The organism is Streptosporangium saharense (genome assembly GCF_014203715.1).
GTDB classification, from domain to species: Bacteria; Actinomycetota; Actinomycetes; order Streptosporangiales; family Streptosporangiaceae; genus Streptosporangium; species Streptosporangium saharense.
Map to the genome: position 1 here is coordinate 249,154 of NZ_JACHJP010000002.1, position 26,484 is coordinate 275,637.

The following is a 26,484-nucleotide window of genomic DNA, read 5'->3' on the forward strand; positions in this document are numbered from 1 at the left end:
AAACCGTGCCGTGGACCTTTGAGCAGGTCGTGGATGTCAACGCCGCGCTGGAGGACGACCTCTACTCTCGGAACTTCCGGAACATGACCGCTTACCGGGCGTTCGAGCCGAAGTTGTTCTGACACCGGGTACGGCACGCCGTCGACAGTGCCTGGAACGATCCATATGCGAGCCCTCGGCGAGGCGGCCTACCATCCCGGGGTCTGGGGCGCCGCCGCGAGACCACGGCAGCGGACGCGGCGGCCCCATCGCCCATCCGGAGACCAGAGGAGCGACGTGACGATTTTAGTGACGGGGGCGACCGGCAACATCGGTCGGCATGTGGTGCGGGGGCTGGTCGGCGCGGGCCAGCGGGTGCGCGCCATGGTCCGCGATCCACGAGCGGCCAGGACACGCCTGCCCGAGGGCGTCGAGCTGGTCCAGGGGGATTTCACCCGTCCCGAAACCTGGCCGGACGCGCTGCGGTCGGTCGAGCGGGTCTACCTGTTCCCGTACGCCCATGACCTCGGATTCGTGGAGAAGGCCGCGGCGGCGGGTGTGCGCAGGTTCGTGACGCACTCGGCCGCCGCGGCGGGGTTCGCCCCGTCCGACGACCCGAGCGCGCTTGGCCGTCATCTGGAGGAGGAACGGCGGGCCCATCGTGGGCTTGAGCTGGAAGTCGAGGCCACCGGCAGGGAGTGGACACACATCCGCCCGGGGCTGCTCGCCGTACGCGCCCTCGGTTGGGCGGACCGGATCCGCACGGAGCGGACGGTGCGCGAGCCGTACGCCACCTCGGGGTATCCGCTGGTTCACGAGGCGGACGTGGCCGAGGTCGCGGTGGCCGCGCTGTTGACCGACGAGCATCTCGGGGCGGCGTACACGATCACGGGTCCGGTCAAGGTCACCCAGGCCGAGCAGGCGGCGGCGATCGGTGCCGCCATCGGTGAGCGGGTGCGGTTCGAGGAGCTGACCCCGGCGCGGGCCCGCGCGCTGTGGCTCGGGGAGGGCTGCCCACCGAAGATGGCCGACTGGCTGATCGAGCTGCTGGCCGACGCCGTAGATGGCACCGGGGTGCTGGCGCCGACCGGGACGTATGAGGAGATCACCGGCCGACCGCCCCGAACCTTCGCCAGATGGGCCGGCGACCACGCGGCGGACTTCCTCGGGGAGGCGGCGTGACGATCCTGGTGACCGGGGCGACCGGCGTGGTGGGCAGGCGGGTCGTCGCGGAACTGCTGGGGGCGGGCCGTGCCGTACGGGCGCTGACCCGTCGTCCCGCGACCGCCGCGCTGCCCGGTGAGGTCGAGTTGCACGAGGGGGATCTGGAGCGTCCCGAGTCGCTGCGGGAGGCGCTGACCGGCGCGGAGCGGCTCTACCTGTTCCCCGTGCCGCGGACGGCCGCCGAGGTCGTCGCGCTGGCGGTGGAGTCAGGAGTGCGGCGGATCGTGGACCTGTCGGGTGCCGGGGCCGACGACGCGGCGTTCGGCGACGGCTACCGCGTGGTCGAGCGTGCCGTCGAGGCGTCCGGCCTGGACTGGACCCACGTCCGTCCCGGGGAGTTCGCGGGCAACTGGCTGGACTGGGCGCCCTCGATCCGCGCCGACCGGATCGTGCGACGGCCGTACGGCGGGGCGGTGACCCAGCCGACGCACGAGGCAGACGTCGCCGCCGTGGCCGTGGCCGCCCTTCTCGGGGAGGGGCACGCGGGCCGTACCCACACCTTCGCCGGACCGCAGGCGCTCACCGTCGCCGAGCAGGCCGAGACGATCGGGCGGGCGCTGGGGGAGCGGGTGCGGTTCGAGGAGCAGGATCCGGTGACGGCGCGGGAGCAGTGGATACGGGACGGCTATCCGGCCGACATCGTGGACTGGCTGTTCGGCATGTGGGCCAGGTCGGCGCACGACCCCGCCCCGGTCAACGAGGAGTGGGCGACGCTCGTCCCCCGCCTCACCGGCCGCCCGGCCAGGACCTTCGCCGAGTGGGCCTCCGACCACGCGGCGGCCTTCAGATAGTTCCGGGGGCAGGTGCCCCGTTGTAATGGTTGTAGTGCACTAAGCCATGACATCACCCTGGATGGGTGAACGCCTACCTGCGATGCCCCTCGTGCGCCTGGACGTCCCCGGTGACGGCCTCTGTCTCCGCCCACCACAGTTCGGAAGGGGCGGTGCGGTACCTGCGGTGCGTGTGCGGGCAGTGGCTGGTGACGTTGGGAGGTGCGTTGAGCGCCACGGCCGGTAGGTCCGACATGATCACCCCAGAAAAGCACTGAATCCCACAGAACGGACATCCGCGCGGGGTTACGTTAACACAGCCGTTACGTTAGATAGCGACCTGATTACTCTCGGTAGCATGACGGGTGGTGACTCTCCTACCTCAGAAAGGACACCACCCCCATGCGTTTCTCCAGCCACCTGTTCACCATCACCCTCGCCGCTGTCTCGGCGGCCGGAGCCCTGGCCGTCGCGGCTCCCGCCCAGGCCGACGCCACCCCCACCTACACCTGTGACCAGGCCCAGCCCGGCCGCATCGTGCTGGGCCACGGCAACTGCGCCGCCTCCAACGGAGCGAGCGCGCAGGGCGAGTTCCAGGGCGAGTCGCTGGTGGTCACCCGCCAGGCGCCGCAACTGAAGTTCCACTGCCGGGACGGGGGCCGCGCGCAACTGCCGGACGGTGTCGTCGCACTCGGCTGCCAGCGGGTTCCGTAGGCGGTTCAAACACCTTCCGCCCCGCGTACGGCCAGGCGCGCGGGACCAGCCGAACCCAGAACGAAGCCCCAGGCTCACGGCCACGATCGCGAGCCTGGGGCTTTTGTGTTGTTCCGCATTCATGTGTCAGGTTCTGCGGGAGATGACCATGATGTATTCGCAGGGGGCGTTCGTTCGGTTGGCGAAGCCGTGGTCCGCGTCGGCCTGGAGGAAAAGGGAGTCGCCCGCATTCAGGGTCTCGCTGATTCCGCCGATCGCGACGGTGAGGGTGCCTTGGAGCACCACGAGTTGTTTCTCCGTACCCGGCGGATACGCGGGCAGCAGTCCGGTGGAGACCTGGGCGGGGAGGTAGTGGACGATCATCTCGGCTCCTCCCGCGCCCGGGGCCGCCGACACCATGTGCCGCTCGAAGCCGGTTTCCGGGTCGCGGAAGACAGGGCGGTCGTTCTTGCGCATGACGATGGCCACACCGGACGCGGCAGCGGCCGGAGCGCCGATCAGGTCCGAGAGTGACGCGTCGAGCGCGTGGGCGATCCTGGACGCGACGCCGATCGTCGGGCTCTTCTCGCCGCGTTCGACCTTGGACAGCATCGCCCGGCTGACCGAGGACTGTGTGGAGAGCTGTTCCAGTGTCAGGCCGGCCTCCTCGCGGCGTCGCCGCACGTTACCGCCGAACGCCCCGGCCAGGTCGTCACCGTGCTGCGGCTCGTCCGCGTTCCCGTCTTGCTCGACCACCGTGCTCCTCGATTGATGGGGACTTCGCTGCCCATAGTGTAGGGTTTCTCCTAAAGAAGAAATGATCTCCTATGGGAGACATGTAATGGAGGTTCCATGCGTCTGGTCTCGGGTGGCCGGCACCATGCCACGTTCGAATTCGGCGATCTGCGGGTGGTCTCGCTGCGAGACGGATACATCGACATGCCGCCGACCCGGCTCCGCGACGAGGACGGGTGCGCGCTCGGCGAGCTGCCGGCCGTTGTCCCCCTGGTCGGCGACAACCTGCGGCTGTCGGTCAACGCCTTCTTCGTCACCGACGGCACGCGGTCGGTCCTCATCGACACCGGGGCGTCCAACGCCTGGCACGACCCCACCATGGGACTGATCTACGACGCGCTCGACGAAGCGGGAATCGACCGCGCGCACATCACCGACGTGGCCATCACCCACAACCACGAGGACCACGTGAGCGGCCTGATCGCGCCGGACGGTTCAGAGGCGTTCGCCAAACTCGAGCGCGTGTGGATCGGCGCGGGCGACACCTCGGTGTTCACCGGGCGGCTTGAGCCGGTCCGCGACCGGGTCGTCCCCGTGTCGGAGAAGGTCGCGATCAACGACTGGACCACCGCGATCCCGACACCGGGCCACACACCCGGTCACACCGTCTACGAGGTCAGGAGCGGCACCGGCCGCCTTCTCGTCTGGGGCGACACCGTTCACGTTCCCACGCTCCAGTTCGATCAGCCGAAAGTGTCCTGGGAGTTCGACGGCGACCAGCCCCAGGCCCGCGCCGCACGAGCGGCCCTCCTCGAACGCCTGGTCCAACCGCATCACTTCGTGGCCGGCGCCCACCTCGACTCACCCGGCATCGCCCGCGTGACCCCCTCCGGCGAGGGTTACGCGCTGGAATACCTCGCACCACCGATCGGCTGATCGATCCTGTCGGTTGCGGACTGCAGCACGAGCCGACCGTTGACCTCGCCGTTCTCCAGTCTGCGGTGTGCCTGGGCGGCCAGTGACAGGGGGAGCCGGTCGGCGATTCGGGGGCGCCATGGAGTGGCGCGGAGCAGGAAGACGACGCCGTCGGCCGCGTCGGCGAGGTCGGTGACGGAGGCGTTGCTGATGGCGAACCCGGTGACGGAGGCGTCACGGGTGTAGAGCGGGCCGAGCGGCAGCGTCGGGGTGGCGTGCAGCCCGGCCATCACCACCAGGCGTCCGCCGTTGGCGAGGAGGCCGACCCCGGTGGCCAGGTCCCCGTGCCCCGAGGTGTCCACCCACACGTGGTAGCCGTCGGGCGTCGCCGTACGCAAACCGGCGGGTAGGTCCGGGTCGCGGTAGTCGAGGACTTCGGCGGCGCCCAGCGCGCGGACGGAGGAGAAGTCCTCGGGACGCGCGGTGGCGATCACGCGTGCGCCCGCCGCCACGGCCAGGGCGACGGCCGCGGACCCGACGTTGCCCGCACCGCCGCCGACGTGGACGTTCTCCCCGGCCCGCAGCCGTCCGTGCCGGAACAGGGCGAGCCAGGCGGTCGCGGCCGGGTGGGCGGCGGCCACCAGGTCGGCCGGGTCGAGGTCCGGTGGGGCCGGATAGAGCCGGTCCGCGGCGACCACGGCGTACTCGGCGAAGGAACCCTGCCGCCCCGCGTGCCCAAGACTGTTGCACCACACCGGCTGTCCCTGGACGAATCCGGCCACACCGGGCCCCACGGCGGCGACCTCGCCGACCAGGTCCCGGCCGATCACGAACGGCGACGGCATCGGTGTGGGGTAGGCGCCCGACCGCACGAAGACGTCCACCGGATCGGCGGCGACCAGCCGTACCCGCACCAGGACGTCGGTCGGACCGATGACCGGCACCGGTATCCGGCCGTACCGGATGGCCTCGGCGGGGCCGGGGGCCGTGACATAGGCGGCGTGCATGTGCGTGGGCAGGGACATCGGTGCGCTCCGTCGTGCTCGTGATCCTCGGGGATACATGAAACGGGAAACGCTCGGCCGTACCGGAGGTGGTCCGGTACGGCCTGGCCCAGAGCCACGGGTCAGGAGCGGAGGAACTCCAGCAGGTCGGCGTTGAACTTCTCCTTGGAGCCGGGCACCAGCGCGATGCCGTGTGAGCCGCCCTTGTAGACCTTGTAGGTGGAGTTCTGAATGATCTTCGAGGACTTGTCGGCGGACGCCGCGATCGGCACGATCTGGTCGTCGTCGCCGTGGATGATCAGGGTGGGAATGTCGAACTTCTTCAGGTCCTCGGTGAAGTCGGTGGCGGAGAAGGCGTCCACGCAGGCCACCCCGGCCTCGATGTTCTCGGCCATGGCCATCAGCCAGAAGGCGTCCTTGTTGCCCTGCGTCACCTTGTTGCCTGGCCGGTTGGCGCCGAAGAAGCCCTCCGCCGAGTCCTTCCAGAACTGCGAGCGTTCGGTGAGGATGCCGGTCTTCAGCTTGTCGAACACCTCCTGGGGAGTGCCCTCGGGGTTTTTGTCCGTCTTGAGCATGAGCGGCGGGACCGCCGACAGCAGGACGGCCTTGCCGATGCGGGAGGTGCCGTGCCTGCCGATGTAGCGGGCCAGTTCTCCGCCTCCCATGGAGTGCGCGACCAGCGTGACGTCGTGCAGGTCGAGATCGTTGATGAGGTCGTTGAGATCGTCGGCGAAGGTGTCGAAGTCGTAGCCGCCGTGGGGGTGGTCGGAGCGGCCGTGTCCACGGCGGTCGTGCGCGATCGCCCGGAAGCCGTTGTCCTTGACCAGCTTCAACTGGTCCTGCCAGGCGTCGGCGTTCAGCGGCCAGCCGTGGATGAAGATGACCGGCGGCCCGCTGCCCCAGTCGTAGAAGAAGAGCCGTGTTCCGTCGCGCGTGGTGACGTAAGGCATGCCGTACCCTCCCGAAAAGGTTCGTCTTGAAGGCGCAGGGAGGCGATACCGCTGGGCACGGCGAGGTAAGGCCAAGGTGAGGTCTGCGGATTTTTGCCCATTTATCCGTACGGCCTGCCCCGCCTCAAGCGGCGGGGCGGGCGGCACGGAGAGTTCTCAGGCGGGGAAGGACTCCACGTCGCGGTCGTAGTGCCGGTGCCGGACGATGGCGTCGATGAACCGCCGGACGAAGTCGCCTCCCGCCGAGGCGTCGACGACTCCCTGGTCGCCGGGCAGCGCGGCGGCCCGCAGCAGGACCTCGCCGTCCGGCAGCACCCCGATGGCCTTGCCGTGCCTGAAGGCCTCGCGGACGAACTGTACGGCGTAGCCGTTACCGGCCAGTTCCTCCCCGCCGCCGCACAGCACCGCGTCGTAGAGCACCGACGAGGCCGCGCTGACCTGCTTGTCGACCGAAAGCGGCCCGGCCATGCCCTCGTGCGGGGCGACCACGTCGCAGATCGCCTTGCCGTTCTCCAGCTCCTGGATCACGGGGTAGAGCGCGTCGGCGTCGATGTCGTCGCTCACCAGGACCGCGATCTTGCGGGTGGCCAGGGACGAGGGCTGGTCGGCCTGGCTGAGCGCGGGGGAGGACCTGCCGTGGTTGACGCCCTTGGCCGTGGGCGCGGGCAGCCCCAGCCCGGCGGCCACGTGCGCGGCCAGTCCGGTGTCGACGTTGGTCAGCCGCTCGACCACCTGTTCCTTGATGTAGCGGCGCTCGACGTGCCCGAGTTCGAACAGGAACGCCTTGACGATGTGGTCCTTCTCCCAGGGCGACATGCTGTTCCAGAACAGCGTGGCCTGGCTGTAGTGGTCGCCGAAGCTGGGGCTGCGCTTGCGGATCTTCTCGCCCTCGACCCGTTCCGCGTAGTGCTTGAAGACGCCGGTCATGTCGCCGCTGAGCACCCCGGTCGCCGGGCAGCCGCCGCTGATGGAGTTCTTGGAGTAGCTCGTCCTGCTGGTGTGGATCATGTGCTGGTGGAAGCCGTCGCGGTTGTCGTTGTGCACCGGCGCGATCGCCCTGTTCACCGGGATCTGCTGGAAGTTCGGGCCGCCGAGGCGGAGGAGCTGGGTGTCGAGATAGGAGAAGTTGCGGCCCTGCAGTAGCGGGTCGTTGGTGAAGTCGATGCCCGGCACCACGTTGGCGGTGCAGAAGGCGACCTGCTCGGTCTCGGCGAAGAAGTTCTGCGGGTTGCGGTTGAGGGTCAGCTTGCCGACCGCCCGCAACGGCACCTCCTCCTCCGGAATGATCTTCGTGGCGTCGAGAAGGTCGAAGTCGAATTTGTGCTCGTCCTCCTCCGGCACCAACTGGAGACCGAGCTCCCACTCGGGGTAGTCGCCGTTCTCGATGGCGTCCCACAGGTCGCGGCGGTTGAAGTCGGGGTCGTTGCCCTGGATGCGCAGCACCTCGTCCCACACCAGCGAGTGGGTGCCGAGCTTGGGCCGCCAGTGGAACTTGCAGAAGGTGCCCCGCCCCTCGGCGTTGACCAGCCGGAAGGTGTGCACGCCGAACCCCTGCATCATCCGGTAGCTGCGCGGGATCGCCCGGTCCGACATCAGCCACATGATCATGTGCATGGTCTCCGGCTGCAGCTGCACGAAGTCCCACAGGGTGTCGTGCGCCGACTGGGCCTGCGGGATCTCGTTGTGCGGCTCGGGTTTGACCGCGTGCACGAAGTCGGGGAACTTGATCGCGTCCTGGATGAAGAACACCGGCATGTTGTTGCCGACCAGGTCGTAGTTGCCCTGCCGGGTGAAGAACTTGGTGGCGAACCCGCGCACGTACCGCACCGTGTCGGCCGACCCGCGCGAGCCCGCCACGGTCGAGAAGCGCACGAAGACCGGGGTGACCAGGGACGGGTCACACAGGAAGTCCGCGCAGGTGTACTCGGCCAGGGACTCGTAGACCTGGAAGACGCCGTAGGCGCCCGAGCCACGCGCGTGCACCACCCGCTCCGGGATGCGCTCGTGGTCGAAGCGCATCACCTTCTCCCTGAAGAGGAAGTCCTCCAGGATCGTCGGGCCGCGTTCGCCGATCGACAGGGAGTTGTCGGTGTCGTCGACACGGACGCCCTGGTCGGTGGTGTAGCGGGTGTCGGTCGAGTCCACCCGGTACTGGTCGAGTTGCTTCTGTTTCTGGTCGCCGTTGTCTGCCACAGGGTCCCCCGAGATCGAAATGGGGGGACATTCGCGCTTATACCCGCATCGCTCCCGGTCACCCCGTCGAACGGCCTGCCCGCCGCTGGCTATCCTGTGCTCCCAACCACCACCACGAGCCCACCGGAAGGCGACGACCGTGACAGCCTCCCAGCGCCGGAGCACCTGGCCGGCGACGACGGTGGCGGCGCACGTGGTCCTGGCTCTCCTGACGTTGATCATCCTGGCGGGTGTCTGGTACCTCGGCGCGGCGGATCCGTGGCAGATCCTGGCCATGGTGGGTGCCACCGCCCTGCTCCACGTGGGGGCGGTGACGGCCCGTCGACGCCCCTGGGTGGGATACACGATCGGCGCGCTGGCGATGCTCGTCCTGGTGGCGATGCCCTTCCCGGGGTGGTCACCGATCATGCTGCCCTCGGCCGTGTGCTTCCCTCTCACGTTGTGGCGGCTGACCGGCCTGGTCCCGGTCAGGTCCTCGGTGGTCGCGCTGGCCGTCGCCCTGCTGGGGATCGTCCTCAACGAGCTGGTCGGGTGGGCCCGGCTGTCCCCTGACGTCGCCGGGTGGAACCGCCTGGTCGAGGGCGGGCTGCTGATGCTCGTGGTCGGCGGGGTGTGGCTCGCGGCCCTGCTGGTACGGCGCAGGTACGAGGCCCGCCGACGGGCCGAGAGCGAACGGCTGGCCGCGGCGGTCGCGGACGAGCGGGCCAGCATCCGCCGCGACCTGCACGACGTGATCGCCCACACGGTCACCGTCATGGTCGCGCGGATCGAGGCCGCGGCGGTGACGACGGCGGATCCGGCGACCCGCCGCGAGCTCGGCGACATCGCCGAGGCGGGCCGGGACGCCCACCAGGGTCTGCGGGCGATGCTGGCCACCATGGCATCGCGCGCGGAGTCCCGGCCCGGGGAGGTCCCGATCTCGCTCGACGCCCTTCCCGATCTCGTGGCCTCGGCGGCGAGCCCGCTCCACACGGTGACGTTCGCCGAGGAGGGTGAGCGACGGCCACTGAGCCTGAGTGCCGAGGTCGCGGCGGTCAGGACCGTGCAGGAGGGCATCACCAACGCGCTGCGCCACCTCGAACCGCCGGTCGAGGTGGCCGTCCGCCTGCGCTGGACCCCGGCCGAGGTGGTGGTCGAGATACGCGACGACGGCGGCAGCGCGCGTCGCGACCCCGGCGGCCAGGGGACCGGCCTGATAGGGATCGAGGAACGCGTGTGTACCGCGGGTGGCACGCTGTCGATCGACGACGGGAACGACGGATGGGTGCTGCGGGCGCGGCTCCCCACGAAGGAGGGGGCGTGACCGGGATCCACGTCATGCTCGTCGACGACCAGGAGCTGCTGCGGGCCTCGCTCCGCACGGTGCTGTCGGCCGACGAACGCATCGAGGTCACCCACGACGTCGCGAACGGCAGCGACGCGGTCGAGGTCGTCCGGCGGTACCGCCTCGACGTGGTGCTGATGGACATCCGCATGCCGCGCATGGACGGGGTAGCCGCCACCGCGGAGATCGTCAGGATCTCACCGGCGACCCGGGTGCTCATGCTGACGACGTTCGACGACGACGAACTGGTCGTGGCCGCCATCCGGGCGGGCGCGAGCGGCTACCTGACCAAGGACGTACGGCCCGCCGCCCTGGCCCAGGCCGTGTGCGACGTCGCCTCGGGGACGGCGGCGCTCGCCCCGGGGGTGGCCGCGACGGTCCTCGATCTCGTACGGCAGGCGCCCATGCGGAGGACGACGGCCCTGGACGGCCTCACCCCCCGCGAGGTCGAGATCTTCGGCCTGCTCGCCCGGGGCAGGTCCAACAACGAGATCTGCGCGGACCTGGTGCTGAGCGAGAACACGGTGAAGTCGCACGTCCGGGCCATCCTGCAGAAGCTGAACCTGCGCGACCGGGTGCACGTGGTGATCCACGCCTACGAGAACGGCCTCGTGGGCCGCAACGATCTGCCCGGCTGAGATTCCATCCCTCCGGGTGGCGCCGTCCCACCCCTTGGGGTGATGCCAGCCGGTGGCGCCCGTCCTAGGTTCGACGTCGTGCGCTTCCTACGTCTGCGTTCTTCCCGCGTGACCTTCTCGTTCGTCCTCACCGGTGTGCTCGTCGCCCTGTTACTCGGCTGGACGGCACCGGCCCACGCCTCCGGCGAACGGCTGGTCGACGACTACCGCTCCGTCTACGGCACGCCGGGGGTCGCGGCGGCCGTGATCGACGGCTCCTCGGTCGAGACGATCGTCCGGGGCAGGGACGGGGACGGTAACGCGGTGACGGCGCGGACCCGGTTCAGGATCGCGTCGATGAGCAAGTCGATGACGGCCACGGCGATCATGCTGCTGGTCGACCGCGGCCGCCTCTCCCTGGACGATCCGGTCGTCAAGGTCCTGCCCGAGTTCAGGATGGCCGATCCGCGCTTCACCGGGATCACCGTGCGCCAGATCCTCAGTCACACCTCGGGGCTGTCGATCAGCACGAACAACGAGTACGTGTTCCCGCCTCCGCGTGGCGCGCGGGAGATCGTGGCCAGGCTGGCCGACAAGACCCTGGCCACCGCTCCGGGCACCCACGCGGAGTACCACAACACCAACTACTCGATCGCGGCGCGGATCGTCGAGGTGGTGTCGGGGAAGTCCTTCGACGCCTTCCTCCGCACCGAGCTGTTCACGCCGCTGGGCATGGCCGACACCGCTTCGACGCTGGGATGTTCCGACCACGCCGAGGGCCTGACGCCCGGGTACGAGGTCATTCTCGGGGTCGCCTTCGCGGCACCGGAGATGCCGGGGTTCTGCGTCGGCAACGGCGGGGTGATCTCGACCCTGGACGACATGGTGCGGTGGCTGCGGTTCAACCAGGGCACCCTCGGCGCGGGCCTGCTGAGTGCCGCCTCCCTGGCCGAGTTGCACACCGTCCAGCCGAAGGCCGGCGACCACGCCCTCGGCTGGCAGGCCCGTCCCGTCACGGAGGGAGCCCCGCCGTCGGTGATCGGCCACGGCGGGACGCTGGCGACGTGGACCGGGGACATGGTCTTCTCGCCGAAGACCGGGGTGGCCGCCCTCGTCCTGACCAACAGCGGCGGTGATCCCGGCCTGCTCTCGACCAACCTTCTGGCCGAACGGATCGGGGCACCGGCGACGCCGATGAGCAACCCGCTCACCGCCGTGAACGCGATCCTGCTCGGGCTCACGGTGGCGATGGCCGCGCTGCTGGTCACCGCGATCGTCCGGGCGCGCCGCTGGGCCGCGCGGCGCCGTGCGGCACGTCGGCCGAGGCTGGTTCTGCGGCTCCTGCCGCTCGCCCTGGTGACGGTGCTGAGCGTGCTGCTGCCGACGCCGATCTGGGGGGAGTTCAGCTTCCACTACTGGATCGTCACCGCCTGGCTGATGCCGATGCTGGCGATCTTCTGCCTCACCTGCGCCGTGCTCGGGGCGGTCGCGTTCGGCCGTCGCCTCTGGTGGCTGCGCCGTACGGGCCAGGCGGCCTCCGCCCCGGCGCAGCCGGCCATGGCGAACGGCTGACCCGGCCGGAGCCACGCGTCTCGGCGGGCGTTCGTTCGAGGGTTGTTCGACGAACGCCCGCCGAGGCGGGATCAGCCGGTGGGCGTGCCGAACCAGCGGGAGAGGTGGTCGTCCAGGTCCCGCTGGTCGTCACCGATCCAGGCGACATGGCCGTCGGGGCGGAGCAGGACGCACGGGGCGTCCAGCGCCGCGGTGGGATCCGCGAGGTGGTCCACCCGGTCCGACCAGCCGCCGACGGTCAGGCGTTCGGTGCGGTCCAGCAGCAGGCCACGACCGTGGTACAGCAGGTCGTAGAGGCGGCCCTGTTTCACGTCGATGTCGCGCAGGCGGCGGCCGAGCAGGTCGGGACCCTCGCCGAGGTCGTAGCGGATGCCGATCGCGGCGATCTTCTCGATCAGATGGCGGTTCACCTCGTCGAAGTCCATCAGCTCGGTGAGCAGCCTGCGCACGGCCCTCGGGCCCGGCTCGGGGGACAGCAGCTCCATCTGGGCGCGGGTGTTGTCCAGCACGTCCGCGGCGACCGGGTGCCGTTCGGCCTGGTAGGTGTCCAGCAGCGCCTCCGGCGCCCAGCCACGGATCTGCGCGGCCAGCTTCCAGCCGAGGTTGAACGCGTCCTGGACGCCCAGGTTGAGGCCCTGCCCCCCGGTCGGCGGATGGATGTGCGCCGCGTCACCGGCCAGCAGCACTCGCCCGACCCGGTAGCGTTCGGCCAGCCGGGTGGCGTCCCCGAAGCGGGACAGCCAGCGCGGGGAGTGCACGCCGAAGTCCGTTCCGGCGACGGCGCGCAACGCCTGCTTGAAATCCTCAAGGGTGGGCGGCTCCGTACGGTCGCTGACCCCCTGGGCGGGGACGACGACGCTGTGGATCCCCTGGCCGAAGGGCCGGAGCCAGAACGGCTGGTGGGATTCGTGGACCTCGCGCACCCTGGCGGCGATCTCCTCCTGCGGCAGGCCCACCTCCATCTCGCCCATCAGCGTCTCGGTCCGAGAGGGCTCGCCGGGGAAGCCGACGCCGAGCAGTTTGCGCACCGTGCTGCGCCCGCCGTCACAGCCGACGAGATAGCGCGAACGCAGCCGCTCCCCGTTGGCCAGCTCGACGGTCACGCCCTCGTCGTCCTGCTCGAAACCGGCAACCGCGCGACCGCGCTGGACCTGAGCGCCCAGTTCGGTCGCGCGTTCTTCGAGCAGACGCTCGATGACCGGCTGCGGGATGCCCAGCAGGTAGGCGTGCGCCGAATCCAGGCCCTTGGGCACAGGCTTGTTGATGGCGGCGAAGAAACCACCGGCCGGACGCTGCCTTCCGTGCTGGAGGACGCGCTCCAGCAGGCCGCGCATCGCCATCAGCTCAAGGCTGCGCATGTGCAGACCGACGATGCGGACGAACGACTTGGGCCCGGTCTCCTTCTCGACGACGAGCACCCGCACGTCGTGCAGCCGCAGCTCGGCGGCCAGCGTCGCGCCGGTCGGCCCGCACCCGGCGATGATCACATCGAAGGTGGACTCGGCGGGGAACCGCGAAGAGTTCATAGGTGTTGCCTTTCGGGAGTGCCTTGTTGGCGAGGCGCTCCCGGCGACACCTACGTCAATCGCCCGGCCGTGACGGAAAGGGGGAGCACCCACATTGATACAGCGTTCATGGGTCTCACCTCCTGGCGCGGTGTCACGGTCAACCGCAAGCTACAAGTCCGGGCATCATCCCGTCCAATCATTTTCCAACCATGTGTTCTCGCACTAAATGCTGATATTTCGTGTCTTCGCGGGCACTCGCGAGAAAGGGCGCGGACGGTCAGGGTGAGACCACGCACCCGTCCCCGTGGTGGCTGCCGGGGTCGATCGCGCCCTCCGCGAGGCGCCGGTAGTCGGGACAGCGGGTGAAGTCGTCCGCCGTGCACCGCATGAGGTGCTCGATGAGCGCCTTGGAGGCCGAGATCTCGCGGAGTCTGCGCTCCAGCTCCGCGTGGTGCCGCCGGAGGAGCTCCCGGCGCTCGGCCCCGCCGGAGACGGTCAGGACGTCGCGGATCTGGTCGAGGCTCATCCCCGCCGCCTTGGCGCGGATGATCGTCATGACACGGATGGCATGGTCACGGGTGTAGCGGCGGCGGCCGTTGACCCGCTCCGCGGGGGTCAGCAGCCCCATGGACTCCCAGTGGCGCAGAACGTGCGGGGCGAGGTCGAACCGCTCCGCGAGCTCCCCGATGCGCATGGAATCGCTTGACTTCATGTTGACATGAACTTGCAGACTTGCCTCCACGTCAAGCGACCACTCACCGGAGGCAAGCATGTTCGACGTCGTCATCGTCGGTGGAGGACCGGCCGGGATGTCCGCCGCCCTGACCCTCGGCCGGGTCCACAGGACGACCCTGCTGGTCGACGCGGGGGAGGGCCGCAACGCGACCGCCGACGCCGTGCACAACTTCCTGACCCGGGACGGCACGCCGCCCGCGAAGCTGCGCGCGCTCGCCCAGGAGGAACGGGCCGCCTACGAGACCGTGCGGACGCGGACGGCGACGGTCACCGCCGTCCGCGCGCTGGCCGACGGCTTCGAGCTGGACCTGTCCGACGGCGGTACGGCGGGCACCCGGCGCCTGCTCCTGGCCACCGGGCTGGCCGACGACCTCACCGGACCGCGCGGGGTGGAGGCGCTGTGGGGCCGCTCCGCCTTCCACTGCCCCTACTGCCATGGCTACGAGTGCACCGGCAGGCGCGTCGCCGTCCTCGGCGCCGGTCCGGCCAGGGTACGGCTGGCGCTGCAACTGAGCCGGTTCGCCGCCGACGTCGTGCTCTGCGCCGACGGTGAACCGCTCGACCCGTCGGCGCGGGACACGCTGGAGTCGTACGGCCTCGCCGTACGGTGTGAGGCCGTCACCCGCCTGGAGGGAACGGACGGTCGGCTTGAGCAGGTCGTGTTCGAGGGCGGCCCCGCCCTGGCCAGGGACGCGGTGTTCGTCGTCAACGTGCCACGGCAGCGCTCCGACCTGGCAGCCCGGCTCGGCTGTGCGACCTTCGACGACGGGTGTGTCGAGGTGGACGAGTTCGGCCGGACCGGCGTGCCCGGCGTCTACGCGGCCGGTGACATGGCACGGCGGGCCACCGTACCGATCCCCCTGGCGGCGGTCGTCGCCGCGGCGGCCTCGGGCACCCTCGCCGCAGGAGTCGTCGACCAGGACCTGCTCTGCGCCGACTTCGGCCTGCCCAACCCGTTCGCACGGGCGAGGGGCTGATCGCGGTGTCCACGGCTCTCACACGGAGCGCCACGGCCGGTCTGCTGCTGGTGGCCGACAGAGCCGCTCAGTCCTGACCGGTTCTACGCCTGCGGTAGGCCCGCTGGCGGCACGAGGGGGAGCAGTACGCCTTGGGACGTCCCGAGGCGGGTTGCTCGACCGGCGTGCCACACATGACACACACCCCTGTTTCGTCACTAGTTTTGTAACGCTGGATCAGCAGCTCGATGCCGTCCAGCAGCCGGGCGAGGCCGAACTCGAAGGGGTCCTCCGGCTGGTCGAAGCCCCCTTCCTCCCACAGGCGGGCGATCGTGGGGTAGTCGTTCAGCCGCTCGAACAGCGTGTCGCGGCTTCCCCACCACTCCTCCTCACTGAGGCCGCTGCGCCGCTCCGTCTCGGCCGTCTCGGCCAGCAGCAGCGCCTCGGAGTCGACGAACCTGCCGACGAGACCGGCGACCGCGATCACCTCGGAGGGGGACAGGCCGGTCCCGGCGACCGCGGCCAGCATCTGCTCGTAACACGCGATGACGTTGGGGCCGGGCACGTGGCGCCCGCCCCGCACCTCCGCCAGCCAGGGATGACGGCGGCGCAGCGCCCAGCCCTCCCTGGCGCACGCCTCAAGCCGCGCCCGCCAGCCGTCCCGTTCCGCCGCGTCCCCCGCGCCGACGCTCTCGCCCGCCACCGCGTCGCACATGAGGTCGATGAGCTGCTCGCGGCCGGACACGTGCCGGTAGAGCGACATGGTGGTGAAACCGAGCCGCTCGGCCACCTTGCGCATCGACAGCCCGGCCAGGCCCTCGGCGTCGGCCAGCTCGACGCCCGCGCGCACGATCCTGCCCAGGCTCAGCCCCTGTCTCGCCTCCGCGCCGTCCCGCTGCCACAACAGCTCGACCGTGTAGTCCGGATCATCCGCCTTGCGCTTTCCTCCCATGTTTATGGTATACACCATGTGTACGCCATAAACATGACCCGAGGTGACATGCCCATGACCGAACTTTTCGTGGCCCCCAACGGAGACTCCCTCAACGGAGACGCCCTCGCCGGGGACGACTCCGCCCCGGGGACGCGGGAGCGCCCCTTCGCCACCCTCGGCCACGCCGTACGGGCTGCCGGTTCCCTCACCGGAGAGGTCGTCGTGCGGCTCGGGGCGGGCACGCACGTGCTGACCGAACCGCTCGAACTCACCACCGCCCCCGGCGCCCACATCACCTTCCAGGCCGCGGACCAGGAGAAAGTCGTCGTCAGCGGCGGCCGTACCGTCACCGGCTGGCAGGAGCAGGACGGCGTGTGGCTGGCCGACGTCGGCGACCTGGACACCCGCCAGCTCTACGTGGACGGCCGACGGGCCGAGCGGGCGGGAGTCGAGACCCTCCCCGGCGAGGTCACCATGACCGAGACCGGCTACACCACCGGCAGCGCGGCGCCGCTGGCCTGGCAGAGCCCCGGCGACGTGGAGTTCGTCCACCGGGGCGTCTACCCGTGGACCGAGGCCCGCCTCGGTGTCGCCTCCGTCACGGCCGACGGCGACGGCACCGTGATCACCATGGCGCAGCCCGCGTTCGGACGCGCCCTGGAGCTGTACAACTCCACCTGGGAGGGCCAGACCTCACGGGGGCCGGGGCTGCCGACCCGGGTGGAGAACGACGCCTCCTTCCTCACCGAACCCGGCACGTTCGTCCTGGACCGCTCACGTCCCGGCCACCACGTGCTGCGTTACCTGCCCCGGCCCGGCGAGCACCCGGAACGCACCGGGGTGGTCGCGCCGGTCCTGGAGACCCTGCTGCGCGTCACCGGCCCGGGCGGCGTGACGTTCCTCGGGGTGACGTTCGCCGAGGCCACCTGGCTGCGGCCGAGCGGTCCCGAGGGCTTCCTTCACTACCACGGCAGCGGTTTCTACGTCGGCGGCCCGATCACCACGGTCCCGATCGACGACGCGGGCTCCTCGGTCACGGTGCCCGAGGAGTCCGCCACGGTCCCGGCCTGCGTGGTGGTCGAGAACGCCTCCGGCGTGCGGTTCGAGGGATGCCGCTTCACCCGGCTCGGCGCCACCGGGCTCGGCGTGTCCGGATCCGAGGACGTCACGGTGCGCGGATGCGACTTCGACACGCTCTCCGCAGGGGGGATCGTGGTCGGCGGCAGCCGTTCCGTCCTCGTCGAGGACAACCGGATCCACCACGTCGGCCTGGAGTTCTCCGGCACCCCCGGCGTCGCGCTGAGCGACACGACCGGCTGCACGGTCGCGCACAACCACGTCGCCGACGTGCCCCACTGCGGCATCGTCGTCGGACCCGGCACGGGCACCCGCGTCCTGAACAACCTCACGACCGGCACGATGCGGACGCTGGCCGACGGGGGAGGCGTCTACCTGGCCGGTCCGCAGGGCGACTCGCACGACTCGGGGGCGGTCGTGCGGGGCAACGTCATCGAGGACACGCGCACGCCGTACAACTTCGGCCTCTACACCGACTACGGCGCGGCATGGGTGACGGTCGAGGAGAACCTGGTCGTCAGGGCCGACAGCACGGCCATCCTGCACGTGTCGCCGCCGCTGGACAACGTCGTCTATCGCGGCAACGTCTGGGACGCCGACCCGATCGGCGCCGACGCGCCCCCCGCCGGGGTCACCTACGAGGCCAACGTCACCTTCACCGACGGGCGGGAGCCGGACAGCGCCGCCGCCATCCGGGCCGGGGCCGGTCTCCTGCGTGAACCCCGGCCCTAGGCAGCGGGGCAGACCTGCTGGAAGGGCTGCCCCGGGACGTACTGACGCCACTCCTCCCGGGTGAGGGAGCGCCCCACGACGGCGCAGAGCGTCGCGACCGGGTCGGCGGGGATCTCCGTCCTCCATCGGCGGATCGTCCCCGCCGACCCGGCGCCCGTCAGCGTGGTGCCGTCGGGGGCGAAGGCCACCGCTGCCACGGCACCGGCGCGATCTGCGAGCGGGGCACCGATCGGTTTACGTACGGCGACGTCCCACAGCTGGACGGTTCCGTTCTCGTCGGCTGTGACCAGGGTGGCGCCGTCGGGGCTGAACTCCACCACGTTGACGGCACCGGTGTGACCGGTCAGGGGAACGCCGATCGGACCGTGCGTGGCCGTGTCCCAGAGCCTGACCTCCCCGTCCGACCCACTGGCCAGCGTGGTGCCATCGGGACTGAACGCCACGGCGGCCACGGCACTGTTGTGGTTGGTCAGCGGAGCACCGATCTGGCGGTGGGCGGTGAGGTCCCACAGCCGGACGTCGCCGTCCCCGCTCGCGCTGACCAGCCGCGCGCCATCCTGACTGAACGCGATCCCTGCGATGCTCCCGGTATGGCCGGTCAGCGGAGTGCCGATCTGACGGTGTGTGGTGAGATCCCAGATCCGGATGACGCCGTTCCAGTTGCCGGTGACAAGCCGCGTGCCGTCCGGACTGAAGGCCACTGCCTCAACGCCACTGATGTGACCGGTCAACGGGATGCCGATCTGGCGACGGGTGGCGACGTCCCACACACGGGCGGTCTTGTCACGGCCGCCGCTGGCCAGCCGTGTACCGTCCCGGCTGAAGGCCACCGCGTCCACACCCCCGGCATGGCCGGTCAGCGGGGCACCGGCCTGGCGCCCGTCGGTGCCGAGGAGCCGGATGCTCCCGTCCGCCCGCGCGGCGGCAAGTCGTGTGCCATCCGGGTTGAACGCCACAGCGTTGGCGCTGCCGGATCCGGGCAGCCGGAGGCCGGTTGGACGGCGGAAGGTCGTGTCCCACAGCCGGACGGCGCCGCCCAGGCTCGCGACGGCAAGCCGCGTGCCGTCGAGGCTGAAGGCCATGCTGCTGACCAGGTCGATGTTCCCGGAGACCACGGCACCGATGGGACGACGGGTCGCGGTGTCCCACAGCTGGACGCGGTTGTCCCAGCGACTGACGGTGGCCAGCATGCCGCCGTCCGGGCTGAAGGCCAGCGCGGACGCCTGGCCGGACGGCAGGCTTCCCTTCGGACGGTGGGTGACGCTGTCCCACAACCGCACGCTTTCGCCGTCGTCGGAGACCGCCAGCGTGGTGCCGTCCGGGCTGAAGGTCACCCGTGCGGAGAGGAAGTCCGTGCCCTTGACCGGCATGGTGGTCATGCGGCGAGTGGCCAGATCCCACAGGCGGAGACCTCCCTTCTGGAAGGCTGCGACCAGGGGGACTCCCTGCGGGGTGAAGGCCATCGTGGTGTGGTTGGCGAAGCTGTCGACGTGGTCGGTCTGGATGACGCGCATGGTGACGCTCAGATGGCGGGTCGCGACATCCCACAGCCGGATGACGCCGTTGCTACCGACCGCGCCGAGGGCGGTGCCGTCCGTGCTGAACTTCAGGAGGGTGACCGAGGCGCGACCGGTGGGCAGGGTGGTGATCGGGCGGCGGGTCGTCACGTCCCACAGCCGGACGCCGGGCTCACGGCCCCCGGTGGCCAGCACGGCACCGTCCGGACTGAACGCCAGCGCGACATCATGACGGCCGGAAGCCGAGGGGGCCCCCAGAACCGCGGTGCGACGATGAGTCGCCACGTCCCACAGCTGCACACCCAGGTCACTCACGGCGGCCAGGACCCTGCCGTCCGGGCTGAAGGCCACGGTGCCGATGTAGTTGACATGGTTGTCCAGCACACCGCGCAGGCCCGTGGACAGGGTCGTGAGCATCGTGTGCCGTCCCTCGGCCGTCGGGGCGAAGCGCCAGGAGGCCGCCGCGAGCAGTCCCGCGAAGGCCGGATCGGCCGTGGTGAACTCCTCGCTGCGGAGCGCCAGCAGGTGCGCCAGCGCCTCCCTGCTCCGCGCGTCGGCCCGGCCAGCGGCGTTGACCGCGAGCACGGCGGCGCTCACGGCGACGAGCGTCAGCACGGTCAGCGCGGCCACCGCGAGGCGCGCCAATCTCACACGTCGTACGGCGGCGCGCCCCGCCTGGGCGGCGGCGTCCACGGAGGCCCGCAGGAAGGTGTTCTCCAGCTCGGTGAGTTCCCCGGGGCGGGCCAGCAGGGGCCGGGCCGCCTCCAGGCGGACCCCCCGGTAGAGAGCGCCGGGGTCGTGCCCGAGATCCCGCCAGCCGGTGGCGGCCTCGGTCAGCCGCCGCTGCACGCGCAGCAGGTCACGCTCCTGGTCGATCCACCTCCCCAGGCGTGGCCAGGAGACGATGAGGGTCTCGTGCGCGAGTTCCACGACGCCCTCGTGCAGGGTCACCAGGCGGGCGGCGGTCAGCCGTTCCAGCACCTGCGCGGCGTCGGAGTCCGTGTCGGGGATGAGCTCGGCGTAGGAGGCGGGGCGGCGGGTGTCGATCGCCTGCTCACCCGGGTTGACCAGCCGCAGCATGATGCGCCGCGCCTGCCTGGCCTGGGAGGCGGACAGCCGCGTGTACAGCTGCTCGGCGGTGGCCGCGATCGCCCCGTCCACGCCACCGGCCCGCTCGTAGCCGGACAGGGTGAGGGTGTTGCCACGGCGGCGGTGCCAGGTCTCCCGCAGGGCGTGCGAGAGCAGCGGCAGCGCACTCGCCTGCCCCGCGGTGTCGGCGACCAGGCGGGCCAGCAGCGCGCTCTCGACCGCGCATCCCGCCCGGACGGCGGGCTGGCTGATGGCCCGGCGCAGCTCCTCGACGCTCATCGCGCCCACCAGGAGCTGGGCGTCGCCGATCGCCTCGGCCAGGTGGGGGTGCTCGGCGCAGCGGGCGTAGAAGTCGGCGCGCACCCCGAGGACGACACGGGTGCGGCTGTTGGCCGTACGCGCGGCGACCGCCAGCGCCTCGACGAACCGGGCCCGTTCCTCCGCGTCGCGGCACAGGGTGAAGACCTCCTCGAACTGGTCCACGACCACCAGCAGCTCGTCGTGCGGGGACCGCCCGGCCAGCGCCTGCAACGCGCCTAGGTGCAGGGCGCGCGGGCTTCTGTCCAGCTCTCCTCGTACGGCGGAGGCCGGTCCCGTGCCCAGGGCGGCCAGTTGCGCGGCGCACTCGTCCAGCGGATGCGGTCCCGGGGTGAACAGCGCCGTGGGCCAGGGGGTCGCGGGCAGCAGCCCGGCCCGCAGCAGTGACGACTTTCCCGATCCCGAGGAGCCGAACACCACGAGAAAACGCCGTTCCCTCACGAGGGAGAGCAGATTCTCAACGAGCCTTTCCCTGCCGAAAAACCACTCCGCGTCCTCCCGCTGGAATGCGACCAGCCCGACATACGGATTCCGCACGCCGCCGTTATCCACCTGCGGGGGCTCTCCGGCCGTTTTCTCCACCGCGGATTCGGCGGCCAGAATCCGCCATCGCGCCTCCCATTCCGAGGCGTCACCGCCACAGGCCCGCACGTAGGCGAGCGTGACGGCCAGGCTCGGCAGTTTCCGCCCCGAGGCCGCGTCCGCCAGGGTCGCCGAGGAGTAGTGGGCGTGCCTGGCCAGCTCACGATAGGGCGGCCCTCCCGCTTTGGCCCTGAGTAATCGCAGGTCAGCGGCGAAACGTGTCAGCGCGCTGCCATCGTTTTCCAGTGGACGCTCAGCTCGCGGCATCTTCACCTTCCGCCTGTCAGGAATGCCGACGCCCATTGTCCAGAGTCTGTTGTCCGGTGTCCACGCTCCGACACTGGACAACCAACGGCCGTTAGAAACAGGCCGTGGAGCGAAAAACACCTCGCTCACGGAACGGCGACGGCGAAAAGGAGAAACATGAACGTGAAACGAAAGGTCGCGCTTTCCCTGGCGGCCCTCGCGGTGGGCGGGTTGACGATCGTTCCCGCCTCGGCCGCCTCCGCGCGGACCGACACGGGGGTGACCTCCGCGCCGGTGCCCACCTGTGTGTGGACGAAATCCCTGGGGGCGAGAAAGGTGCGGGTCACGAACACGTGCCCCCGGGCCGTGCGGGTCAAGGTGATCGTCGCCAGGCGTGGCGACAAGGCCTGCTGGTCCTACCGTCCGGGGACCTCGAAGGAGTGGAGCTGGGGTCGGCCCGGCAGGTTCGACGGTCTTCGTTACTGCTGAACCGGCTGTGGAATCGGTGCTCGAATGTCTAGCGGTGCTAGAGTTCGAGGATGCCGGTACGGGAACGCAAGGAGCGTGAGCGGGCACGCCGCCACCAACTGATCGTCGCGACGGCCAGGGGGATCGCCGAGGAGCGGGGGTGGGACGCGGTGACCACGCGCCGCCTGGCCGAGCGCATCGAGTACAGCCAGCCCGTGCTCTACAGCCACTTCCGCGGCAAACGCGAGATCGTCGGGGCGGTGGCCCTTGAGGGGTTCGCCGAGCTGACGGCGGCGATCCGGAGCGCGGTCGCGGGCGGCCCACGGGGGCGGGCCGCGGTGGCCGCGCTCGCGGAGGCCTATGTCGCCTTCGCCGAGCGTAACCCGGCGCTCTACGACGCCATGTTCCTGCTCGACGCCGGGCTTCCCTTCACCGACCCGGCGACCCCGGCGCCGTTGCGTGAGGCGTTCGGGGCGCTGCTCGACACGCTCGCCGACGTGGCCGGGGACGCCGACCCCGGCCTGTTCGTCGAGGTCTTCTGGTCGGCCCTGCACGGTCTGGTCGCGCTCACCCGCTCGGGCCGCCTGACCGAGGAGGGGACGGCGCGGCGGCTCGACCTCCTGGTGGACAGGTTCACCGGACGCTGAGGCCGTCCAGGTTCTCGAACAGCGCGGCCGCCCTGTCCGCGGTCGCCATGGCCCCGCGTCCGGTGGCGAGCAGTCCCAGGGCCACGATGCCGACGCCGAGTCCGGTCACCAGCCACCACACGCCGTGCTCGGCGGCGGCGAAGGCCGTACCACCACGGGTGAGGGCCGGGCCCGTGATCATCCCGGCGAGCGCGACACCCAGCGTGGTGCCGCTCTGCCTGCCGACGGAGGCCAGCGAGGCGGCGACCCCGGCCATCGAGCGGGGCATCCCGGACACCGCCGTGTTGGTGATCGGCGGGTTGACGGTCCCCATGAAGATACCGAACAGCAGGAACGTCGCGAGTACGGCCGGCAGCGGGGTGGCGGGTCCGAGTCCGAGTGAGGCGAGACCGCCGAGCGCCAGCGCGCTCCCGGCGACGACCAGGGGCAGCCGGGGGCCACGGGTGCCGACGAGCCGTCCGGTGATGGGGGAGAGCACCACGGTCAGCGCCCCGACCGGCAGCAGGCACAGTCCGGCCGTCAGCGCGGACATGCCGCGTACCTCCTGCAGGTACAGGGTCGTCACGAACAGGAACATCCCGAACCCGCACAGGGCGAGGAAGGCCGTCGCAATCGCCGAACCGAACGGCACGCTGCGGAAGAGGCGCGGTTCGAGCAGCGGGTCGGCACGGCGTGGCTCGTAGCCGACGAGGCCGAGAACGCCGAGCGTGGCGACGGCGAACAGGCCGAGGATGACCGGCGAGGTCCAGCCGAACCGCCCGGACTCGATCACCGCGTAGACGACGCAGCCGAGCACCAGGACCACCAGGGCCTGGCCCACCGGGTCGAAGCGGCGTGGCCGGGGAGCGCGGGACTCGGGCACGAGGAGCGCGGCGCACCCGATCGCGGCGGCCACGACCGGCACGTTGACCCAGAAGACGGCGTGCCAGCCGAAGGCGTCGACCAGGAGACCGCCGAGGACCGGGCCGAGCGCCAGCGCCAGGCCGGTCGTCGCGCCGAACGCGCCGATGGCCCTGGCCCGTTCCGCGGGTTCGGGGAAGGCTGTGGCGACGATCGCCATCGCCACCGGGTTGAGCATCGTGCCGCCGACGGCCTGTACCGTCCGCGCCGCGACCAGCCAGCCGACGCTCGGCGCCAGGCCGCACAGCAGCGAGCCGATCCCGAAGGTGGCCAGGCCGATCTGGAAGACCCTCCTGCGGCCGATCCGGTCGGCGGTCGAACCCGCCAGCACCAGGAAACCGGCGAGGACCAGGGTGTAGGCGTCGACCGTCCACTGCAGGCCGGAGACCGAGGCGTTCAGGTCGCGGCGGATCGCGGGCAGCGCGACGTTGACGATGGAGATGTCCATGACCACGACGGCCGCGCTGACACAGCAGATCGCGAGCACCAGAAGCCGACGGCGCCGGGCGGGGTCGAGTTGAGTCATGAACGCGACGCTAGGATTTAGAGCGTGCTCGAAGTCAATCACAGCGCCGATGAGGGGCTGAGCATCGCCGAGGCCGCCCGCCGTACCGGGGTCAGCGTGCACACGCTGCGCTACTACGAGCGCGCCGGGCTGGTCGTCACCACCGTGGACCGCACCGCGGGCGGGTGGCGCAGATACCACCGGATCGACCTCGACTGGATCCTCATCTGCACCAGGTTGCGGGCGACCGGCATGCCGATCAGGACCATCAGGCGCTACGCCGAGCTCGTGGCGGAGGGGGCGGGCAACGAGCAGGAGCGGCTCGCCCTCCTGGAGGCGCACCGCGTCGAGGTGGCCGACAAGCTCGCCGAGGTCCAGGAGAGCCTCAAGCTCATCACCCACAAGATCGACGTCTACCGGGGGCGGCTCGCCGCGGGAGAGGCCGACCGCCTGTGGGCCCCCACCTGAGCGTACGGCGACGCCGATCGGCGGATGATCAGCAGGGGCCGCCCAGCCGTAACCGGATGAGCGGCCAGCCCGCCACGCCGTACGCTGCCCCGGCTCGGACCGGGGACCTGAGCGGTCCGCCGCCCGCCTGCGTCGCCATCGCGGAGTTCGACCCGAACCGCGACGAGGCCATCCTCTACACGCCTTTCACGGCTCGGAGGGGTCCTGCGCCGCGTCCTGGCCGAAAGACCATGACGAGTTAAACGGTTCTCCCCGTGAGGACTGTGTGGCTCGGGGAGACGGAGAAGCCTCCCCCAGGGAAGCGCACGCAAAGTATCCGACTGGCTACTTTATGTGACAACACGGAGGTCCGTGTCGCCAGCCCCTCAGGAGAAACTCCCATGCCCACCACCAGCCAGATCGTGTGCGCGGTGGCCGTGCTCATCGCGGCCGCACTGATCTGCGCGCCCGCCGCACACGCCGACCCCCCGCAGACCAACCGGGAACTCATCAGCAGGATGGACGGCAGCCGCCTGGCCATCCTCGGCGACAGCCTCGCCGACGGCGCGGAGGCGATCGCCCTGCGCCACCCCCGCTGGAGATACCGGACGGTCAAGTGGACCTACACCGTCACCGAGGACGGCTACTACGTGATCAAGAACGAGGCGGCCAACAAGTGCCTGCAGCCGGTGACCGGCCTTCCCAAGGCGGCCGACAAGGTGGTCGTCCGCACCTGCAACGGCTCACCCCTGCAGGACTGGTCCCGCCGCCCCGAGCAGGGCCACTCCGACCACCGCACCGGCTGGGCGGCCTACCGTCCCCGGCTCAACACCACCCTCGCGCTGACCCTGGACACCTACCAGGGCCCCGGTAGCTGGGACACCCTCCACCTCGCCCGCGACCAGAACTCCACCGACCGGCTGTGGCGGTTCCTGCGCGAGGACGAGAGCTGGTGATCCCCGGCGGGCGGGGACCCTTGACTGTGCCGGTCAGATGGATTACACCTCAGGGGTTCTGTTGATCACCCCCCAGGAGGACTTCCGGATGTCCGACAGCACGTTGTTACGATTCGCGGCACGCGCCGCCCTGGCCACCGCGACGGCGGGCTCGCTGGTCGCGCTCGGCTCCCTGCCCGCCTCCGCGGCCACGGACCCGGCTCTCAGGCCGCCCAAGGCGACGAAGGGGCCGTGCCACTACACCGCGACCCCCGACGACCCCGCCGTACGGCGCGTGCCGCTGCCGCCGGACCCGTGGCGCACCCCGACCAGGACTGTCGTCGCGACCCTGGAGACCAACCACGGCCGCATCGGCCTGACCCTCAACGCCGCCAAGGCGCCCTGCACGGTGCAGAGCTTCGTCCACCTGGCCAAGCACGGCTTCTACGACTTCACCGGCTGCCACCGGCTGACCGCCTACGACAGGCTCAAGGTGCTGCAGTGCGGCGACCCCGGCTTCACCGGCGAGGGCGGGCCCGGCTACAAGTACAAGGACGAGCTGCCCACCGACCTGCCGCCGTGGCCGGGCGACACCACCGGCACCCGCAAGGCCTACGCCCGGGGGGTGCTGGCCATGGCCAACGCCGGACCGGACACCAACGGCAGCCAGTTCTTCCTCGTCTACGGCGACTCCGGCCTGCCGCCCAACTACACGGTCTTCGGCACGGTCAACGCCGCAGGGCTGGCCGCGCTCGACCGCATCGCCGCCGGTGGCATCCAGCCGACCCCGGACGGCCCGACCCCGCCGGTCGACGGCAAGCCCGTCCTCCCGGCGAAGATCCGCCACGCCAAGGTCTGGCACTAGCCTCCGCTCTCCGCGCGGTCCGCGGGTGCCCCTCCATGCGGGCGTCA

At 70.8% G+C, this 26,484-nt stretch carries 24 protein-coding genes; 14 read left to right on the forward strand and 10 right to left on the reverse strand.

Going from position 1 to position 26,484, the window contains the following annotated elements:
• Positions 1-276: 276 nt before the first annotated feature.
• The gene (locus FHS44_RS10155) at positions 277-1,161 is read left to right on the forward strand and encodes an NAD(P)H-binding protein (RefSeq protein WP_312863592.1); all 885 of its coding nucleotides are present in this window, start codon (positions 277-279) and stop codon (positions 1,159-1,161) included.
• Complete coding sequence (locus FHS44_RS10160) at positions 1,158-1,994, forward strand: NAD(P)H-binding protein (RefSeq protein WP_184713721.1); 837 nt, start codon at positions 1,158-1,160, stop codon at positions 1,992-1,994. The genes FHS44_RS10155 and FHS44_RS10160 overlap by 4 nt, the downstream gene beginning before the upstream one ends.
• A gap of 73 nt (positions 1,995-2,067) precedes the next feature.
• Here the strand turns inward: FHS44_RS10160 and FHS44_RS10165 are convergent, their stop codons facing one another.
• Positions 2,068-2,229, reverse strand: a complete 162-nt coding sequence (locus FHS44_RS10165) for a hypothetical protein (protein ID WP_184713722.1) — start codon at positions 2,227-2,229, stop codon at positions 2,068-2,070.
• Between the two features lie 146 nt (positions 2,230-2,375).
• Here FHS44_RS10165 and FHS44_RS10170 point away from each other — a divergent pair, with 146 nt between their 5' ends.
• Positions 2,376-2,687: a hypothetical protein gene (locus tag FHS44_RS10170; protein ID WP_184713723.1), complete on the forward strand. Its 312-nt coding sequence runs from the start codon at positions 2,376-2,378 to the stop codon at positions 2,685-2,687.
• A 126-nt stretch (positions 2,688-2,813) separates the two neighbouring features.
• On the opposite strand, the gene FHS44_RS10175 is transcribed toward FHS44_RS10170, so the two are convergent.
• Positions 2,814-3,422, reverse strand: a complete 609-nt coding sequence (locus FHS44_RS10175) for a helix-turn-helix domain-containing protein (protein WP_184713724.1) — start codon at positions 3,420-3,422, stop codon at positions 2,814-2,816.
• Positions 3,423-3,518: 96 nt separating this feature from the next.
• Between FHS44_RS10175 and FHS44_RS10180 the strand changes: the two genes are divergently transcribed.
• Complete coding sequence (locus tag FHS44_RS10180) at positions 3,519-4,337, forward strand: MBL fold metallo-hydrolase (RefSeq protein WP_184713725.1); 819 nt, start codon at positions 3,519-3,521, stop codon at positions 4,335-4,337.
• On the opposite strand, the gene FHS44_RS10185 is transcribed toward FHS44_RS10180, so the two are convergent.
• From FHS44_RS10185 to FHS44_RS10195, 3 genes are all read right to left on the reverse strand, one after another.
• Complete coding sequence (locus FHS44_RS10185; protein WP_246435395.1) at positions 4,301-5,341, reverse strand: NADPH:quinone reductase; 1,041 nt, start codon at positions 5,339-5,341, stop codon at positions 4,301-4,303. The two genes, FHS44_RS10180 and FHS44_RS10185, sit on opposite strands and share 37 nt — an antisense overlap.
• A 101-nt stretch (positions 5,342-5,442) precedes the next feature.
• A complete protein-coding gene (locus FHS44_RS10190) occupies positions 5,443-6,270 on the reverse strand; it encodes an alpha/beta fold hydrolase (protein WP_184713726.1) in 828 nt (275 codons plus the stop codon).
• A gap of 156 nt (positions 6,271-6,426) precedes the next feature.
• Positions 6,427-8,463 carry a catalase gene (locus FHS44_RS10195; RefSeq protein ID WP_312863593.1) on the reverse strand — a complete coding sequence of 679 codons (2,037 nt, stop codon included), beginning with the start codon at positions 8,461-8,463 and terminating at the stop codon, positions 6,427-6,429.
• Between the two features lie 139 nt (positions 8,464-8,602).
• Here FHS44_RS10195 and FHS44_RS10200 point away from each other — a divergent pair, with 139 nt between their 5' ends.
• From FHS44_RS10200 to FHS44_RS10210, 3 genes are all read left to right on the forward strand, one after another.
• Positions 8,603-9,766, forward strand: coding sequence for a sensor histidine kinase (locus FHS44_RS10200; protein WP_184713728.1), 1,164 nt, complete (start codon positions 8,603-8,605; stop codon positions 9,764-9,766).
• Positions 9,763-10,425, forward strand: coding sequence for a response regulator (locus FHS44_RS10205; protein WP_312863594.1), 663 nt, complete (start codon positions 9,763-9,765; stop codon positions 10,423-10,425). Before FHS44_RS10200 ends, FHS44_RS10205 begins: the two co-directional genes overlap by 4 nt.
• 108 nt (positions 10,426-10,533) lie before the next feature.
• Positions 10,534-11,976 (forward strand): serine hydrolase domain-containing protein, encoded by a 1,443-nt coding sequence (locus FHS44_RS10210; RefSeq protein ID WP_312863595.1) that lies wholly within the window; start codon positions 10,534-10,536, stop codon positions 11,974-11,976.
• A 71-nt stretch (positions 11,977-12,047) separates the two neighbouring features.
• Here FHS44_RS10210 and rox read toward each other — a convergent pair whose 3' ends face one another.
• The gene (gene rox, locus FHS44_RS10215) at positions 12,048-13,502 is read right to left on the reverse strand and encodes a rifampin monooxygenase (protein WP_184713730.1); all 1,455 of its coding nucleotides are present in this window, start codon (positions 13,500-13,502) and stop codon (positions 12,048-12,050) included.
• Positions 13,503-13,761: 259 nt separating this feature from the next.
• Positions 13,762-14,196, reverse strand: coding sequence for a helix-turn-helix domain-containing protein (locus FHS44_RS10220; RefSeq protein ID WP_246435396.1), 435 nt, complete (start codon positions 14,194-14,196; stop codon positions 13,762-13,764).
• A 58-nt stretch (positions 14,197-14,254) separates the two neighbouring features.
• Between FHS44_RS10220 and FHS44_RS10225 the strand changes: the two genes are divergently transcribed.
• Entirely contained in the window at positions 14,255-15,196 is a 942-nt protein-coding gene (locus FHS44_RS10225) for an NAD(P)/FAD-dependent oxidoreductase (protein WP_184713731.1), read from the forward strand.
• A gap of 67 nt (positions 15,197-15,263) precedes the next feature.
• Here the strand turns inward: FHS44_RS10225 and FHS44_RS10230 are convergent, their stop codons facing one another.
• Positions 15,264-16,127, reverse strand: coding sequence for a TetR/AcrR family transcriptional regulator (locus tag FHS44_RS10230; RefSeq protein WP_184713732.1), 864 nt, complete (start codon positions 16,125-16,127; stop codon positions 15,264-15,266).
• 54 nt (positions 16,128-16,181) lie between these two features.
• Here FHS44_RS10230 and FHS44_RS10235 point away from each other — a divergent pair, with 54 nt between their 5' ends.
• Complete coding sequence (locus tag FHS44_RS10235; RefSeq protein ID WP_184713733.1) at positions 16,182-17,918, forward strand: right-handed parallel beta-helix repeat-containing protein; 1,737 nt, start codon at positions 16,182-16,184, stop codon at positions 17,916-17,918.
• Here FHS44_RS10235 and FHS44_RS10240 read toward each other — a convergent pair.
• On the reverse strand, positions 17,915-21,691 hold the full coding sequence (locus tag FHS44_RS10240) for a WD40 repeat domain-containing protein (protein WP_184713734.1): 3,777 nt from the start codon (positions 21,689-21,691) through the stop codon (positions 17,915-17,917). The two genes, FHS44_RS10235 and FHS44_RS10240, sit on opposite strands and share 4 nt — an antisense overlap.
• A gap of 156 nt (positions 21,692-21,847) precedes the next feature.
• Between FHS44_RS10240 and FHS44_RS10245 the strand changes: the two genes are divergently transcribed.
• Complete coding sequence (locus FHS44_RS10245) at positions 21,848-22,159, forward strand: alpha-amylase inhibitor (RefSeq protein ID WP_184713735.1); 312 nt, start codon at positions 21,848-21,850, stop codon at positions 22,157-22,159.
• A 50-nt stretch (positions 22,160-22,209) separates the two neighbouring features.
• A complete protein-coding gene (locus FHS44_RS10250) occupies positions 22,210-22,785 on the forward strand; it encodes a TetR/AcrR family transcriptional regulator (protein ID WP_184713736.1) in 576 nt (191 codons plus the stop codon).
• Here the strand turns inward: FHS44_RS10250 and FHS44_RS10255 are convergent.
• The gene (locus tag FHS44_RS10255; protein WP_184713737.1) at positions 22,772-24,211 is read right to left on the reverse strand and encodes an MFS transporter; all 1,440 of its coding nucleotides are present in this window, start codon (positions 24,209-24,211) and stop codon (positions 22,772-22,774) included. The two genes, FHS44_RS10250 and FHS44_RS10255, sit on opposite strands and share 14 nt — an antisense overlap.
• Before the next feature lie 24 nt (positions 24,212-24,235).
• Here FHS44_RS10255 and FHS44_RS10260 point away from each other — a divergent pair, with 24 nt between their 5' ends.
• The 3 genes from FHS44_RS10260 to FHS44_RS10270 all read left to right on the forward strand — a co-directional run bounded on the left by FHS44_RS10260 (position 24,236) and on the right by FHS44_RS10270 (position 26,437).
• Entirely contained in the window at positions 24,236-24,658 is a 423-nt protein-coding gene (locus tag FHS44_RS10260) for a MerR family transcriptional regulator (protein ID WP_184713738.1), read from the forward strand.
• A 380-nt stretch (positions 24,659-25,038) separates the two neighbouring features.
• Complete coding sequence (locus FHS44_RS10265) at positions 25,039-25,593, forward strand: RICIN domain-containing protein (RefSeq protein WP_184713739.1); 555 nt, start codon at positions 25,039-25,041, stop codon at positions 25,591-25,593.
• Positions 25,594-25,681: 88 nt separating this feature from the next.
• Positions 25,682-26,437 (forward strand): peptidylprolyl isomerase, encoded by a 756-nt coding sequence (locus tag FHS44_RS10270; RefSeq protein WP_184713740.1) that lies wholly within the window; start codon positions 25,682-25,684, stop codon positions 26,435-26,437.
• The last annotated feature ends 47 nt before the right edge of the window (positions 26,438-26,484 follow it).